This window comes from Kitasatospora sp. NPDC097643 (assembly GCF_040302625.1).
Classification (GTDB): Bacteria; Actinomycetota; Actinomycetes; order Streptomycetales; family Streptomycetaceae; genus Kitasatospora.
The window spans coordinates 122875-136951 of the sequence record NZ_JBEOSA010000006.1 but is presented as its reverse complement, the minus strand read 5'-3'; the positions used below and the strand labels follow the sequence as shown (position 1 = coordinate 136951).

Here is a 14077-nt window from a genome sequence, read left to right as displayed (position 1 = left end):
CTGATCACCGTGCTTCACCCCGATCACCCCGATCACTTGGATCACCGCGTCAGCCCGGCTGCCGCGCCGCTGCGCCACCGTGCCGTCGCGGTCAGGACCGGGACGACGTTGGCCCCCACCCACCAGTGGCTGCGCCCGTACCGTGGCGACTTGTCGACGTTCGAGGCGACGTGCCAGAGCCAGGCCAGCAGCGGCAGCGCGATCCCGTCGGCGCCGGCGCCGTAGCCGTACGCGGCGAGCAGCTCGCGCTCCTCGGGCGGCAGCGCGCCGGCCCGGACGGCCTCGGTCGCCAGCGCGCCCCACGCGCGGCCGGTGAGGTGCGCGCGCATGGCGAGGACGAAGGTGAAGGCGTCGACCTCGGCCGGGCCGTCCGCCCGCGCGCCGCCCCAGTCGAGCACCCCGGTGACCCGGGTGCCGTCCTCGCTCAGCAGGACGTTGCCGGGGGCGAAGTCGCCGTGGAACCAGCCGACCGTCGTCGGCTGCCCGGTCAGGTCACGGCGCAGCCGGGCGACGAGGGCGGCCAGGCCCTCGGCCCCGGGGCCGCTACGGCACCACCGGATCTGCGCGGTCAGCAGGGCCCGGCGGGATTCCACCCAGTCGTCGAGGCGGTGCGTCGGGTGCTCGGTGCGCCCGGTCAGCCGGTGCAGTTCGGCGAGGGTGGCGAGGGCGGCCGAGGCCACCCGTGGGGCGTGTTCGGGGTGGTGCGTCAGGTAGCCGTCGGCGGCGACCCCGGGCAGCCAGCTCTGGGTCACCAGTGGCAGCGGGCCGTCGAGCCGGCGGGTCACCGGGCGGGGCAGCAGCCGCCGCCACTCGCCCAGCCGGGGGTCGGCCTCCAGCCGCCGCAGGACGTCCCATTCGCAGTCCAGGGTGGCTGCGGCCGGCCCGCTCCTCGGGTGCTTGACGGCCAGCGCGGCCGGGCGGGCGGCGGTGCCGGGGTCGGTGAGGGCGTCGGGGCCGGGGCTGGGGTCGATGGCAGCGGGGGCGGCGTCCAGGCGGAAGACCAGCACGTCGGAGCGGCCCTGGGTGCTGCGGCGCGCGGTGCCGCCGCCGCGGGGGTCGGCCTGGCGGGCGACCCGGTGGGCGGTGAGCCGGTCGACCGGCCGGTACAGCAGGGCCGGGCGCCGGATCGGCAGCAGGCCGAGCAGCGTGGCGAGCGCGGGGTTGTCCCGGACCCGGCCGGGGACGGCTTGCAGGTCGCTGTGTGCGCCGGGATTCGGGGCGGCGGCATGTCGGACGGTGGCTTGTCGGGCCGTGGTGGCGGGAGCCGCGGTGGCCGGGGCCGTGCTGGTCGGGGCCGCGGCATCCGGGGCGGTGGCGGTCCGGCGCGGATCGGCGGGGTGCGCCGCGGCACCGGCCGTCCCGGCACCGGCCGCCGTGGCCCGGGCCGGCAGCCAGGCGGAGCGGCGGACGAGCAGCGCGGCGGCCACCGTGCACTGCGCCACCAGCCAGGCCAGCCCCGCCCCGGCGACCCCCAGCGGCTCCAGCAGGACGGCGGTCAGGCCGAGCGCCAGGGCCGCCTGCGTGGTCAGGACGGTCAGCACGACCCGCATCCGGCGCTGCACCCGGCAGGCCGCGACCGCGACCGCGACCACCAGGTTCGGCAGGGCGGACAGCGCGAGCAGCCGCAGGGTGGTGGTCCCCTCCTGCGCGTACCCGGGCCCGAACACCCGCAGCAGCCAGGGGGCGGTGGCGGTGACCAGGACCGTCGCGGCCACCAGCAGCGCACCGGAGTGCCGCAGTACCCGGCGGCAGTGCCGCAGCAGCCGTTGCTGCGGGTCGGCGGCCCGGGGTGTGGCGCCCCAGGGTGCGGCGCCCCACGGCGTGGCGGCCCGAGGCGTGGCGGCGCCGGGCGGCGGGCCGCCGGTCGGCGGTGCGGCGGCGGGTTCGGCGGGCAGGCCGGTCGACTCGACGATCAGCGAGGCGCTCATGTTGATCGCGAACTGGTAGAGCGCGTACGCCACCAGCCAGGCGACCGAGAAGTACGCGCCGGAGGCCGGGCCCAGTTCCTCCAGCACGATGATCGGCGGCAGGGTGGTGGCGGCCAGCCAGCACAGCGAGCCGGTCCAGTCGGCCGCCAGGTAGCCGGGGGTCGGGGTGTGGCCGGTGGCCGCGGCGGGGGCGTCCGGGACGGCGCGGGCGCGCCTGGCGTGCCGGGGGACGGCCCAGCCGAAGACGAAGGTGTTGGTGAACAGGACGGAGAAGGCCAGCCCGGCGCCCCACGAGCCGAGGATCGCGGCCCGGGCCCCGGCGGCCGCGAACAGCACCAGCAGCAGCAGTTTCACCACCGCGAACAGGGCGTTCTCCAGCATCACCCAGTCCGCCCGGCGCAGCCCGGTGAGCACCCCGTCCTGGACGACGAAGATCGCGTACCCGGCAGTGGCCGCGACGAAGCCGGCCGCCACCGGCGGGGAGCGCAGGAAGTCCAGCCCCGGGGCCAGCCGGGGGACCAGCAGGACGAAGCCGGTGCCGAGCAGCAGGGTGCAGCCGGCCGCCGCGAGGTAGGCCCGGACGACCAGCCGGCCGGTGTGCCGCCCCGCCGGGGGGACGAACCGGATCATCGTGTTGACGAGGTTGAGCTGCCCGACCCCGCCCAGGAACATCATCGCCGAGACGGCCGCGAAGCCGACGCCGACCGCGACCGGGGAGAACAGGTGGGCGGCCATCGCCCAGTAGCCCGCGCCGACCCCGGCGGTCAGCAGCGAACTCGCGGTGAGCAGGTGCCCGTTGCGCAGCAGCGGGTCGTAGCGTCGGACGGCCGCCAGTGCCGTGGCGGCGGGGGACCGTCGTGCGGCGGCCGGGTGGGCGTCGGTCCGTGTTGCGGGGGTGTTCATCGGGGCGGCCCCCCGTGGCTGGACCGGGTGCGGTCGGTGGTGGTGCGGTCGGTGGTGGTGGTGCCGGGGTCGGCGGTGGTGCTGGTGCTGGCGCTGGTCCGCAGCCGGGCGACGGCCCGGGCGAGCGCGGCGATCCGGGCGGGCGCGCCGGCCCTCCCGGCCTCGGGCACGGCGAACAGGGCCAGCAGCGCGCCCAGTCCGGGGCCGAAGTCCGGCGCCCGGCAGTCCGGGCAGCCGCCCGGCCGGTGGCCGATCAGGCCGCCCACGACCTCGGCGAGCCCGGCCTGGTAGCCCCGCCGGGCGATCGGCACCCCGGCGGCGGCCAGCTCGGGCGCGGCGTTGGCCGGGGCACCGGCGTGCCGGGCCCAGCCGAGCAGCGGGAGGTCGGCGGGGCCGTCCCCGACCGCGAGGGCCGGGACGGCCTCGCCCTCGCCGAGCGCCGCCAGCAGGGCGCGCACCCCGTCCGCCTTGTCGGCGTCGCGCGGTACGAAGTCCGTCTGGGCGTCCCCGGGCCGGACGGTGAACTGCTCCCGGTAGGGCGTGCCGTCCAGCAGCGCGGCGACCGTCCCGGCGGGCAGGCCGGTGCGCCGCGGGCCGGTGCCGAGGCTGGCGCGCAGGCACCAGCGGGAGTACGGGTCCAGGGTGACGCCGGGCAGGTCCGACAGCCGTCGGCGCAGTCCGCCGTCCCGGGCCGGTCCGCCGTCCTCGGCCCACCTGGCGTCTTCGGTGTGCCCGCCGTCCGCGGCGCGCCCGGCGGCGGGGGGCAGCAGGAGGTGGGTGGCGCCGGTTGCCGCGTCGTAGCCGACCGCGCCGTACTCGGCGACGCCGCCGGCCAGCCGGTAGGCGGCGCAGCGGTCGCGGACCTCCGGCAGCGAGCGGCCGGTGGCGAGCAGTACCCGGTAGCCGTGCGCGCGCAGCGCCCGCAGCGCGAGCAGGCCCTGCGGGGAGGAGGCGGGGAAGCCGAGGGCGTCCGTCTCCAGCACCCCGTCGACGTCCAGCACGCACCAGGGCCCGTGCGGGTCGGCGGTCAGGTCGGCGAGGTAGGCCCCGGCGAGCAGGCGCTGGACGGCGGCGGCCTGGGAGCGGCGCTCGTGGGCGCGGATGTCCGCCGCTCGGCCGGTGCCCTGGGCGCGGGCGAGCCGGGCGGTGTTCCAGACCTGGACCAGCCGGAGCAGGCACCAGCGCGCCGGGTCGATCCGGCGGCCGGTCAGCTGTTCGTAGCGGGCCAGCAGCTCGGCCTCGTAGCGGGGGGAGTGGGCGCCGTCAGGGGAGAGACGGCCAGGGGAGAGCAGGCCGGGGGAGAGCGGGCCGGGGGAGGCGTCGAGGGCCGCGCCGGCCAGGTCGTACGCCGCGTCGTAGCCGGCCAGGTCGAGGTTGCTGAAGGAGCCGTCGGCGAAGTCGGTCTTGGCCCAGCCGCCGGCACCGTCCGGGGCCCAGCGGGCGCCGTGTCCGGTGCGGCCGTCGGTCAGGCAGGGCTGCGGGGCGGCGAGCAGGGCGCGGGTCAGCGGGTGCAGCAGGGTGGGTCGCAGGGCGGGGTCGAGCCGGCCGAAGACCGGGGCCAGGACGCGGGCCGCGACCTCCCACACCGGCTGGCGTCCGGCGAGCCGCAGGCTGCGGTCGGTCGGGAGGGCCAGGCGCCGCTGGCGGGCCGCGACGTACCGGGCCACCTCGGCCGGGCCGGGGCGGGCCGCGCCGTTGACCCCGGCGGGCGCGCCGCTCTCCCCGGGCCCGGGCCCCTCCCCGGGCAGGCGGGACCGCAGCAGCACCCCGTCCGCGAAACCGTGCACCTCGGGCACCAGGCCGTCCAGGGCCCGGCCGACGGCCAGGGCCTGGCGGCCGAGGTAGCCGACCCCCGACCACTGGGCGAGCAGGGGCAGCGTGCGGTCCGTACCGTCGCCGTCGGGCACGCGGACGGTGAGCGGCACGGCGAGGTGCGACCAGCGGGAGAGCGGGCCCGGCGCGCCGACGTCGAGCTCCGGGCCGGCCGGCCGAGGCGAACCCGGTCGGAGTCCCGGAAGGAGGCCGGGCAGGAGGCCGGGAAGCAGTTCGGGCAGCAGCGCGGTCAGGGCCGTCGCCCCCAGCCGGCGGCGGACCTCCCACCGGGCGCCGGGCAGCACCACGCAGGGGTAGCGCCGCAGCGGCGGGGGGATCCGGCCCTCGTCGTCGAAGGTGGCGAACAGCGGGACCACGGCCCCGGCGGGGAAGCCCGCCTGCTCGGCCCGGGCGGCCACCTCGGCGAGCGACCCGCCGGTGACCGGCGGGTCGTCCAGGACCACCACCGCACCCGCGCGTTCACGGATGCCGCGCACCACGGACGCCCGGCCGGGCAGCAGCGCCATGCCGGGCCGGGTGGTGCCGACCACCACCGGCCCCAGGCCGTGCCGCCGCAGGGCCGCGGCGGCCAGCGGCGCCAGGTAGCTGCCCGAGGTGCGCACCCCCAGCACCAGCAGTGGCCGACCCGGCGGGCCCCCGAGGGCGGCGTAGCGCCGGGCCAGCTCGACGACGTCCGCCGGGTGCTGGTCGAAGCTGCGGAAGCAGGAGGGCGGGCGCAGGTAGGCGGAACGGAGCAGCGGCCCGGCCCCGGGCAGCCGACCGAGCCGGTCGGCCGCCCGGTGGACGGCCCGGGACAGCTCCGCGACCCCGTCCGCGGTGGTGCTCGCGGGCCCGGTGCCGGTGAGGCCGGTACCCGTGAGCCCGGTGCCGGTGAGGTCGGCGACCACCAGGGCGGCGAGCCGGTCGCGCAGGGCGGCCAGCTCCTCGCCCCAGGACCGCACCCCCGGCAGGCAGGACCGCAGCGCCCCGGTCGACAGGGCCAGGCCACCGCGCGCGGACCGCAGCGCCACTCGGGCGGCCGGCCCGCGCGCGGACCCGTCCAGGTGGTCGACCAGGCGTCGCGGCCCCCAGGAGGCGCCCTGGAGGCGGTCCTCGACGATCTGGCAGATGCCCGCGCTCAGCAGGTATGCGTCCAGGAGACGTGACTCGTCGACGGCGGCGATCAGCCGTGCCGTCAGCTCAGGTGCGTCGAGATACAGATCGACGGGGTCGGACGAGAGGTCCGGACCGAACCGCGTAGAGGACGGGCGGCTGGAGTGTTCCGCCGTGGAGAGTGTCGCCGGATTCTGCGCGTCACTCATGCTCGGACTCCCCGAGAGGCTGGAATCCTCACTCCGGCGTAGATCACCGGAGCACCAGCGGTACTGCCTCCCATCTTCGGTCCGGTGATTACCTTCAGTCAATACGACAGAGAATTCCATAGGTTTTATCCGAAATATGCGTATTCACTGTGACGTGGAGTAATCATCGCGCGGCGAACGGAATCAGCGGGGCCGCCGCACCCGGGGGCCGAAGCCCGGCCCGGGTGACCACAGTTGACGCTCCCTCCGGGCGCACTGTCCGGACCTGCCCGACCCCGGTGGCCGCCCCGGTGGTGGCCGGGCCGGGGCCCGTTCCGGTTGACCGCCCCCACCCCGGTGGTCAGTCTTGATGACATGGTCCGCGAGGAGAACCCGCGCGCCGGGCGGTACCGCCGCAGGTCCGGCGCGGCCGCCCGGGCGACGACCCGCGCGGTGGCGGTGGCCGCCGCCGCCCTGCTGGCGGCCGGGTGCACGGCCGCCGACCGTACGGCCCGCAGCGCCCCGGCCCCGGCCGCGACCTCCGCCGGGCCCAGCGCGGGCCCGGCGAGCCCCGGGGCCGCCGGGGTGCCCCGCCCTGACCACGTCGTGGTGGTCGTCGAGGAGAACAAGCCCTACCAGGACGTCATCGGCAGCGACGAGGCGCCGTTCATCAACGCGCTCGCCGCCCAGGGCGCGAACTTCACCCAGTCCTTCGCCCTCACCCACCCCAGCCAGCCCAACTACCTGGCGCTGTTCTCCGGTTCGACCCAGGGCATCACCAACGACTCCTGCCCGCACGCCCTCAGCGCGCCCAGCCTCGGCTCCGCACTCGCCGCCGCCGGCCTGAGCTTCACCGGGTACTCCGAAGGCCTGCCGTCCCCCGGCTACACCGGCTGCGACAGCGGCGGGTACGCCCGCAAGCACAACCCGTGGGTCGACTTCACCGACCTGCCGCCCGCCGTCAACCAGCCCTTCTCGGCCTTCCCGCACGACTACGCCACGCTGCCCACGCTGTCGTTCGTCATCCCGGACCTCGACCACGACATGCACGACGGCTCCGTGCGCCAGGGCGACACCTGGCTCCAGCAGAACCTGGCCGGCTACGCCGACTGGGCCCGCGCCCACAACAGCCTGCTCGTGGTCACCTGGGACGAGGACGACGGCGGCCAGGACAACCGGATCCCGACCGTCATCGTCGGCCAGCAGGTCGCCCCGGGCGGCTACGACGAGCGGATCGACCACTACCGGCTGCTGCGCACCCTGGAGGACGCCCTCGGCCTGCCGCCGACCGGCGCCGCCGCGGACACCACCGCCGTCCAGGACGTCTGGCGGTCCGGCCTGGGGGCGACGGCGAGCGGGAGCTGATTGGCGGGCACAGGCCCGCACCTGCGCCCGCGCCCACGCCGGCCCGCGCCCATGGCGCCCGGTCCCACGGCGTTCGGGCCGACGGCGTTCGGGCCCACGGCGCCCGGTCCCACGGCGTTCGGGCCCGCACCGGATGCGCGCGCCCGGTCCGGGTGGAACCCTGATCAGGCGAGGAAAGTGGGTGCGTCATGGAACACCGGCGCCGGCCGTGGTCCGCCGCGGTGGCCGCGGCCCTCGCCCTCCTGCTCACCGCCCTCGCCGGCTGCTCGGGCGGCGGTGGCGGGGCGGCGCCGAAGTCCGCCGGCGAGTCCGGCAGCACCACCGCGACACCGCACCGCGCCCAGCCGACCGGCATCCCCGGCGAGTGGCGGCTGGTCTTCGAGGACGACTTCGACGGCACCTCGCTCAACCCCGCCAAGTGGTCCAAGGGCAACCCGTACGTCGACCACGGCCCGATCACCCCGCCGGTCGGCGACAAGGAACTGGACTGCTACGACGCCGGCCAGGTCGCGGTGCACGCCGGCATGCTGCACATCACCGCCGAGGAACGCCAACAGTCCTGCGACGACCGGACCCTGCCGTACGTCTCCGGCATGGTCAACACCAAGGACAAGTTCTCCTTCACCTTCGGCGCCATGGAGGCCCGGGTCGACGTCCCCGCCGCCGAACCCGGCGTGGTCGCCAACTGGCCCGCGTTCTGGGCCGTCGGCGCCGACTGGCCCAACGGCGGCGAGAACGACGTGATGGAAGGGCTGCACGGCAAGATCTGCGCCTACTTCAACTCCGCCGCCGCCTCCACCGGCAGCTGCTCCGACAGCGACCTCACCGGCTGGCACGTCTTCGGCGCCGAGTGGCGCAGCGACCGCGTCGACTACTACCGCGACGGCGTCCTGGTCGCCACCCTCACCGAGGGCATCACCTCCGACCCGATGTGGCTGATGCTCGACAACGCCGTCCAGCCCTCCATCGGCGGCCCCACCTCCGTCCCGGCGACCCTGCGCTTCGATTACGTCCGGGTCTGGCAGCACTAGGGATCGTCGGACACGCCCTGAGCCCGCCAGGCCGTCCGTAACGGCTTGGCCACAGCCGCCGACGGCCTTAACGATCCGCTCCCACCTGCGACATGATGATGCGTCACGCCGTGCGGCTGGAGGGAGAACGACAGGATGGCCGACGGTACGCCGACCGGAGCGGGCCCGCGCACCCGGGTGGACCGGATGCCCTGGGCGCAGGCCGACCAGACCGGCGCGGCCGGGCCGCCCTCGCGGCTCAAACGGTTCCGCGCCGCCCCGGACGCGCCCACCCGGGTCACCCCGCGCGGCGCCACCCCGCCGACCGTCAGCCGCCGCCCGGCCCCCGCCCGCGGCGGCCACTTCGGCGGCGCCTTCCCGGCGGCCCTGCTGAACCGCTACGAGCCCTACGCCGTGGCCGGATCCGGCACCGAGGGCACCGTCTGGCACGTGCGGCGGACGGACGGCGGCGGGGACGCGGCGGTGAAGGTCACCCGCTCCGGCCAGGCCATGGACACCGAACTGCTGGAACACCTGCGCAACGCGGCCTTCCACCGGCACGTGCCGCGCCTGCTCGACTACGGCCAGGTCGACCACGCCGGGATCGGCTGCGACTGGGTCGCGATGGAGTACCTGCCGGTCACCCTCGCCGACCACATCGCCGAACTGCGCCGGGACGGCCGGCTCGCCGACCCCGCGGTGAGCGACGGCATCGTCCGCGAACTCGTCGCCATGCTCGACTTCTGGCAGCGCGAGATCCGGCGCAACCCGCTGGACTTCAAGCCCGCCAACATCCTGGTGCGCCCCGGCGACGGCCCCGGCCGGTTCGTGATCGCCGACTTCGGCGGCGTCGCCCGGCTCACCGCCAGCCGCACCTTCTCGCCCGAACTCCAGGTGACCGTCGCCTACATGGCCCCCGAGCAGCTCGCCGGGGCCAACCACCCGGCCGGGCCCTGGTGGGGCCTGGGCAACGTGCTGTACGAGCTGTACACCGGCCGGCCCCGCTACCTGGACGCCGACGGCCTGCTGGTCAGCGACGAGGTGCTGCAGTACGACCTGGTCTTCGGGCACGAGGTCGACCTCTCCGCCGTCACCGACCCGCGCCGACTGCTGCTGCTCCAGGGCCTGTTCACCCGCAACCCGGCGCACCGCTGGCAGGCCGCCCAGGTCGGCGACTGGCTGGCGGGCCGCAGCCCGGCCGTGGTCCGCCAGCAGGCCCCGGGCGGCGGTGCCCCCGGCGGCCACGCCCACCGGCCGGTCACCTTCCTCGGTGATTCGTACCACGCCCCGTCCGGGCTGGCCTGGAGCATGCTCAACCGCCCCGGCGAGGCCGCCGAGTGGCTGGTCGACGGCGGCGCCGAACGCCTGCTCGTCTGGCTGCGCGACGAGGTCCGCGACACCGTCTTCGACCTGGACTACCTGCGGGCCGTCAAGGGCGCCCGGGGCCCCGCGCGGGCCCGCGCCGCCGCGCTCGCCATCCTCGCCCTCGGCGCGGCCTTCGCGCCCTCCGCCACCCCGGTCTACCGGGAACGCCCGATCGACTCCGCCGGACTCACCCTGATCGGCACCGAGCCGGACGCCGTCGCCTTCGTCGACGAGCTGGTCAACGCGGCGGTGCCGCCCCTCGCCGCCCGCTACGACTGCGACCACCCTGAGTGCCACGGCGAGCACTGCGGACGGCTGCTCGCCCTCGCCCGGGTGCCGCAGGTCGTGGCCGAGACCGACCGCGCCGCCCGGGAGCTCGGCGGCGGCCGCCGCACCGGCGACGGCCTGAGCGCCGAGGAACAGGCCGAGGCGTACCGCCTCACCGTCTGGCTCACCGTCCAGCCCGACGAGCACGCCCGGCTGATCGCCCGGCTCTCCCCGCTGCCCGCCGCGCTCCACCGACTGCCGCTGTCCGCCCGGGTGTCGGCCGCGATGGCCCTGGTCGCGGCGGTCGTGGTGGACCTCCTCCTCGCCGCCTGGGCCGGCCTGCGCCGGGGCGCGGCCGACGACGTGCGCCGCCGCTGGTCCGCGCTGCGCCGACGGGCCGTCCGGGCCGACCCCGCGACGGTGGCCGGCTGCGCGACGCTGGTCGCCGCCGAGGCGCTCCGGGCCCGGCGCGCCCCCGCCGGGGCGGGCGCGACCGGGCGGACCGGCGCCGCGGGGGCGGCCCGGCCCGGCGGCGCGACCGGTGGTGTCCTCGGGGACCGGCTGCTCCCGCTGGCCCGCGTCTGGTGGGCGAACGCCCGGATCGCGCTGCCCCGGCAGGCCGCGGCCGTGCTGCTGCTGTTCCTCGCCCTCGCGCTGCTGCTCTGGGCGGGCCGGGTCGCCCGGATCAGCGTCGACGCCGGCAACCAGCTGAAGATCCTGCCCAACAGCCTGTTCGGCGGCCCGCTGCGGACGGCGGGCGAGCACGCGGCCCGCATGGTGGCCGAGCAGCTGGGCGCGGCCGTGGCGGCCGGCCTGATCCTGGCGGCCTACCCCGCCCGGGTCGGCCGGGGGACGGTGGCGCTGGTCGCGGTCGGGGCCGGCGCGATCGGCTACCTGCGGCTGGGGCCGCCGATGACGGCGCTGGCGCCGCCGCCCGCCGTCGTCGACCGGATGGTGATGTTCGAGGGCGGGATGGGGAGTTGGGCCGGGGTGGCGGCGGCCGTCGGGGTCGTCCTGGCCCTGGTGCTGGCCGAGCGGGCCGTGCGCCTCCTGAAGGCGGCGCGGGTCGCGCGGGAGCGGACCGGCCGGCAGTGGCGGGAGCTGTCCGGGGGCGGGGTCGCGGCGGGTTCCGGCGCGGGTACGGGTGCGGGTTCGGGTTCCGGTTCGGGCGCGGCTTCGGCTTCGGCTTCGGCTTCGGGGCGGGGTGCGGCGGGACGGCGTGGTGCGGGTTCCACGTCGGCACCGGCGCCGGTCCGGGGGCCGACGTCCCGGACCTGGCGGACGGGCGGGGCCGGGCTGCGCGACCGGCTCCGGTTCGCGCTCGGCGGCACGTTCGTCCTGGTCGTCCTGCTGTGGGCGGCCGTCGAGGTGCGGCTGGCCGTCACGGGGCACCACCCGACCCCGGCCTCCTGGGGCACCGGCCAGGTCGGCGCCTCCTACCAGGCCGGGTTCACCGTGCTGCTGGCGGCGGTCTCGTGCGCGAGCATGCTGGCCGGGCCGGCCACCGCCCGTCGGCTCTTCGTGCTCTGGGTGCCCGCCACCGTGCTGCTCGGCGCCCTGCCGCCGCCGCTCGGGCCGATGGAGGCGCTGCGGATCACGGTGGCCGAGCCCTTCTACGGCTGGATCGCCGGGTTCTGGGGGCACGCCGCCTTCTGGGCGGCGATCCTGGTCGCCCTCCCGCTCGCCTGCCTCGCGGTCCAGCGCGCCGTCCTGCGCGCCGGCCGCTGAGGAAGCGACCGCGTCCCGGCCGGTCGTCCGGTTCAGCCGACCGACCGGCGTGCGGCTGGTCGGCCGGCTCAGCCGACCAGCCGGGACAGCTCGATCGAGTGCCCCGTCCGCTCCACCTTCGCCCGCAGGTACCGCACGTTGCTCGCCGACAGGTGCACGCCGGTCGGCACCCGGCGCCGCACGGTGATGCCCAGGTCGGCCAGCTGCGCGGCCTTGTCCGGGTTGTTGCTCAGCAGGTCGACGCCGGTGGTGTCGAGCGCGGCCAGCATCTGCGCGGCGGCGGTGTAGTCCCGGCCGTCCTCGGGCAGCCCGAGCGCGGTGTTGGCGTCGTAGGTGTCCAGGCCGGAGTCCTGGAGGGCGTAGGCGTCGAGCTTGTTGTAGAGGCCGATGCCCCGGCCCTCCTGCCGCAGGTACAGCAGGTAGCCGCCGGCCTCGGCGATCCGTTCGACCGACTCGCGCAGCTGCGGGCCGCAGTCGCAGCGGTCCGAGCCGAACACGTCCCCGGTCAGGCACTCCGAGTGCAGGCGCACCAGCGGTGTCCCGCCGTCCGGGACCTCGCCGAAGGAGAGCGCGAGGTGCTCGGCGCCGTCGGCGAGGCCGTGGAAGGTGAACACCTCCGCCTCGGCGCGGTAGCCGTCCGGGAAGGTCAGCGGGATGCGCACACGCGAGCGCACCGTGGCGGAGCCGGGCTGCGGCATGGGCGGGCCTCCGTTCCTGAGGGGATCGAGGATGCCGACCGTACTAGGTCGTTCCAATTTGAACAACTAGATACGGTCGGTGCCCTTTCCCCGGCTGGCGTGACTGGGCGTGACTACGGAGGCGGCAACACCCCGGACGCCCGGCCTGTTCCCTGCCACCTTCCCGGCGATTTGTTCGACCGTGGCGGTGTCCAGCGCGCGGGCCGCGACCGAGCCGATCCCGAAGCCCGCCGCCACCCCGGAGGTACGCCGGGAGGTACCCGGCGGTTCAGTCCCGCTCCATGTGTTCGCGAGCGCGCCGGGGGATCGTACGGAACGCAAAACCCTCACTACGGAAGGTTCTTGGCAGATGTCGATCGAAGCGCTGTACGCCGACGTGGTCCGTCGGAACAAGGGCGAGGCGGAGTTCCACCAGGCCGTGCACGAGGTGCTGGAGACGCTGGAGCCGGTGCTCGCGCGCCGCCCCGAGTTCGTCGACGCCCGGATCGTCGAGCGGATCGTCGAACCCGAGCGGCAGCTGATGTTCCGGGTGCCGTGGACGGACGACGCCGGCGACATCCACGTCAACCGCGGCTTCCGGGTGGAGTTCAGCAGCGTCCTCGGCCCCTACAAGGGCGGGCTGCGCTTCCACCCCTCGGTGAACCTCGGCATCGTCAAGTTCCTCGGCTTCGAGCAGATCTTCAAGAACGCGCTCACCGGGCTCTCCATCGGCGGCGGCAAGGGCGGCTCCGACTTCGACCCCAAGGGCCGCTCGGACGCCGAGATCATGCGGTTCTGCCAGTCCTTCATGACCGAGCTGTACCGCCACCTCGGCGAGCACACCGACGTACCGGCCGGGGACATCGGCGTCGGCGGCCGCGAGATCGGCTACCTCTTCGGCCAGTACAAGCGGATCACCAACCGGTACGAGAGCGGCGTGCTCACCGGCAAGGGCATCGGCTGGGGCGGCGCGCAGGTCAGGACCGAGGCGACCGGCTACGGCTGCGTGCTGTTCACCGCCGAGATGCTGCGCAGCCGCGGCGAGGACCTGGAGGGTCGCCGGGTCGTCGTCTCCGGCTCCGGCAACGTCGCCGTCTACGCGATCGAGAAGGCGCAGGAGCTCGGCGCGACCGTGCTCACCTGCTCCGACTCCTCCGGCCACGTCGTGGACGAGAAGGGCGTCGACCTCGAACTCCTCAAGGAGGTCAAGGAGGTTCGGCGCGGCCGGGTCGCCGACTACGCCCGACTGCGCGGCAGCCACGTCCGGTTCGTCGGGGGGGGGGGGGCGGGCGGGGTGTGGAACGTGCCGTGCGACATCGCGCTGCCCTGTGCCACCCAGAACGAGCTCACCGAGACGGACGCGCTGGCGCTGGTCCGCGGCGGGGTCACGGCCGTCGCCGAGGGCGCCAACATGCCCACCACGCCGGAGGCGGTGCGGATCTTCCAGCAGGCCGGGGTCGCCTTCGGCCCGGGCAAGGCCGCCAACGCCGGCGGCGTCGCGACCAGCGCCCTGGAGATGCAGCAGAACGCCTCGCGCGACTCGTGGACCTTCGCCCGCACCGAGGAGCGGCTGGCCGCGATCATGAAGCACATCCACGACACCTGTCACGCCACCGCCGAGCGCTACGGCCACCCCGGCGACTACGTGGTCGGCGCCAACATCGCCGGCTTCGAGCTGGTCGCGGACGCGATGCTGGCCCAGGGTCTGGTCTGACGCTCCC

At 76.2% G+C, this 14077-nt stretch carries 7 protein-coding genes; 4 read left to right on the top strand and 3 right to left on the bottom strand.

Going from position 1 to position 14077, the window contains the following annotated elements:
- Window positions 1-41: 41 nt before the first annotated feature.
- Entirely contained in the window at window positions 42-2831 is a 2790-nt protein-coding gene (locus tag ABTY15_RS06565; protein ID WP_350577034.1) for a phosphotransferase, read from the bottom strand.
- Entirely contained in the window at window positions 2828-5965 is a 3138-nt protein-coding gene (locus ABTY15_RS06560) for a hypothetical protein (protein ID WP_350577028.1), read from the bottom strand. The genes ABTY15_RS06565 and ABTY15_RS06560 overlap by 4 nt, the downstream gene beginning before the upstream one ends.
- Before the next feature lie 354 nt (window positions 5966-6319).
- Here ABTY15_RS06560 and ABTY15_RS06555 point away from each other — a divergent pair, with 354 nt between their 5' ends.
- From ABTY15_RS06555 to ABTY15_RS06545, 3 genes are all read left to right on the top strand, one after another.
- Entirely contained in the window at window positions 6320-7309 is a 990-nt protein-coding gene (locus ABTY15_RS06555) for an alkaline phosphatase family protein (protein WP_350577025.1), read from the top strand.
- Window positions 7310-7497: 188 nt separating this feature from the next.
- Entirely contained in the window at window positions 7498-8340 is an 843-nt protein-coding gene (locus ABTY15_RS06550) for a glycoside hydrolase family 16 protein (RefSeq protein WP_350577023.1), read from the top strand.
- Between the two features lie 135 nt (window positions 8341-8475).
- A complete protein-coding gene (locus ABTY15_RS06545) occupies window positions 8476-11679 on the top strand; it encodes a protein kinase domain-containing protein (protein ID WP_350577020.1) in 3204 nt (1067 codons plus the stop codon).
- A 68-nt stretch (window positions 11680-11747) separates the two neighbouring features.
- Here ABTY15_RS06545 and ABTY15_RS06540 read toward each other — a convergent pair whose 3' ends face one another.
- A complete protein-coding gene (locus ABTY15_RS06540; RefSeq protein WP_350577018.1) occupies window positions 11748-12377 on the bottom strand; it encodes a GTP cyclohydrolase II in 630 nt (209 codons plus the stop codon).
- 349 nt (window positions 12378-12726) lie between these two features.
- On the opposite strand from ABTY15_RS06540, the gene gdhA reads away from it, so the two are divergent.
- On the top strand, window positions 12727-14070 hold the full coding sequence (gene gdhA / locus ABTY15_RS06535; protein ID WP_350577015.1) for an NADP-specific glutamate dehydrogenase: 1344 nt from the start codon (window positions 12727-12729) through the stop codon (window positions 14068-14070).
- The last annotated feature ends 7 nt before the right edge of the window (window positions 14071-14077 follow it).